The 2,006-nt window shown below is 72.7% G+C and carries 1 protein-coding gene and 1 pseudogene; both read right to left on the bottom strand.

What is annotated here, in order from left to right; all coding sequences use genetic code 11:
- A pseudogene (locus D180_RS14960) lies at nucleotides 1-348 on the bottom strand (thiol reductant ABC exporter subunit CydC); the annotation flags it as partial.
- A partial coding sequence (gene cydD, locus D180_RS14955) for a thiol reductant ABC exporter subunit CydD (RefSeq protein WP_017913434.1) occupies nucleotides 345-2,006 on the bottom strand: 1,662 nt, incomplete at its 5' end. The pseudogene D180_RS14960 and the gene cydD, both read right to left, overlap by 4 nt.

Here is a 2,006-nt window from a genome sequence, read left to right as displayed (position 1 = left end):
GGCGCGGAGCCGTGCCGGTGCCAGCGGCAGCGCGCGGCGGAAGAACCACACCCGCAGGTCGCGGGCGATGCGCAGGGTCACGTCGTGTCCGACCAGCTTTTCGCCGTAGCGCGAGGCGATGCGCGCGAAGGTCAGTGCGCGAATGCCGGCCGATGGTGAGAAGAAGTTGAAGCCGCTGCCCATGCCGACCGCGCCGGCCAGCGCCGCGGCGGTGAGGAAGCCGCCGGACAGGCCGAGCAGCCCGACCCCGGCCAGCATCGTGCACAGCACCAGCAGGGCGGTCAGCAGCAGCCGGCCGAGATGGCGGCCGAACACGCCACGCAAGCTGTCGCGGGTGCCGCCGCTCATGACAGCGTCTCCTGCGTCGCGGTGGACGCGTCGCGCGCCGGCAGTCGCAGCACCGCATCGGCCCAGCGCATCGCCGCTTCGCTGTGGGTGGCGACGATCACGCTGCGGCCGCGGGCGAACTCCGCCAGCGTGTGCAGCAGGTCCGCCTCGGTGTCCGCGTCCAGGAACGCGGTCGGTTCGTCCAGCAACAGCAGTTCCGGATCGCGCAATAACAGTCGCGCCAGGCCGATGCGCCGCGCCTCGCCGCCGGACAGGCCGAAACCGCGCTCGCCGATCGGCGTGTCCAGCCCCTGCGGCAGACGCGCGGCGAAACGCAGCACCTGCGCCGCCTCGGCGGCGGCATGCAGTTGCGCAGCGCTGGCCTGCGGATCGGCCAGGCGCAGGTTGTCGGCGATGCTGCCGTGGAACAGATACGGCCGCTGCCCGGCGTAGCCGATGCGCAGCCCCTTGCGCACCTGCAAGGTACCGGCACGCGGCGGCAGCCACCCGGCCAGCGCTTCCAGCAGCGTGCTCTTGCCGCTGCCACTGGGGCCGACCAGGGCCAGGCGCTGTCCGGCATGCAGATCGACATCCAGGCCCTGCACCGCGTCGCAGCGCGCACCCAGCGGCCGCAGATGCAGCGCGCGCGCCTGCAGCAGCGGTACCTCGCGCGACGCGCTTGTGGAAGGCGCGGCGACGGGCATTGCCTCGGCAGCGGCGTCGTTCGGCACGACGGCCCCCTCGGCGTGCGCAGCCGGCGCATCCGTGGCCTGCGGCAGGCTTTCCAGCAGGCGCTCCACCTCGGCCGCCGCGGCCAGCGCATTGGCGCGGTCGTGGTAATGCGCGGCCAGGCGCCGCAGCGGCGCATAGAACTCCGGCGCCAGCAGCAGGCAGAACACGCCGGTGCCCAGGGTCGGCACGCTGCCGTGCAGGGCGATCATGCCGAGGTAGCTCAGGCCCAGGTAAAGCGCGACGATCGCCACGCTGACCGAGGCGAAGAACTCAAGCACGGTGGACGACAAGAACGCGATGCGCAGCACTTTCAGCGTGCGCTCGCGCACGCCCTCGGCAGCAGCGGCGATCCCGCGCAGTTCGTCGTCGCCGCGCCCGTACAGGCGCAACAGGCCCAGGCCCTTGAGGCGGTCGGCGAAGTGTCCGCCCATCCGCGCCAGTTCGCGCAACTGACGGCGGCCGGCGGCCTCGGCACCCCAGCCCACCAGCATCATGAAGATCGGCACCAACGGCGCGGTGAACAACAGGATCAGCCCGACCACCCAGTCGCTCCACGCCACCGCCAGCACGATCAACAGCGGCACCACGCTCACTTCCCAGCGCGCGGGCCGGTAGCCGGCGTAGTAACCGTCCAGCGCATCGCCATGCGCCAGCAGCAGTTCGCCGAGTTCGCCGTTGCGCTGTCCGCGCAGCCACAGCGGCCCGCGCTGCAGCAGTTGCCGGTACACGCGCCGGCGCAGCTCGAGTTTGGCCGCATCGGCGACATCGCCGGCGGCACGCTGCGCAGCGGCGCCGAGCCCCGCGCGCAGGACCAGCATCAACGCCAGCAGGCCGAAGACCGGCAGTGCCTGCGCCAGGTCGCGCCGCTCGACCAGCAGCGCCTGCACCAGCCAGGCGATGGCGCCGGCCTGCACGATCAGCAGCGCGCCGGACGCGCTGATCGCCGC

This window comes from Xanthomonas sp. SHU 166, assembly GCF_000364685.1.
In the GTDB taxonomy this organism is placed as follows: Bacteria; Pseudomonadota; Gammaproteobacteria; order Xanthomonadales; family Xanthomonadaceae; genus Xanthomonas_A; species Xanthomonas_A sontii.
This window is presented reverse-complemented; position numbering and strand designations above follow the sequence as displayed.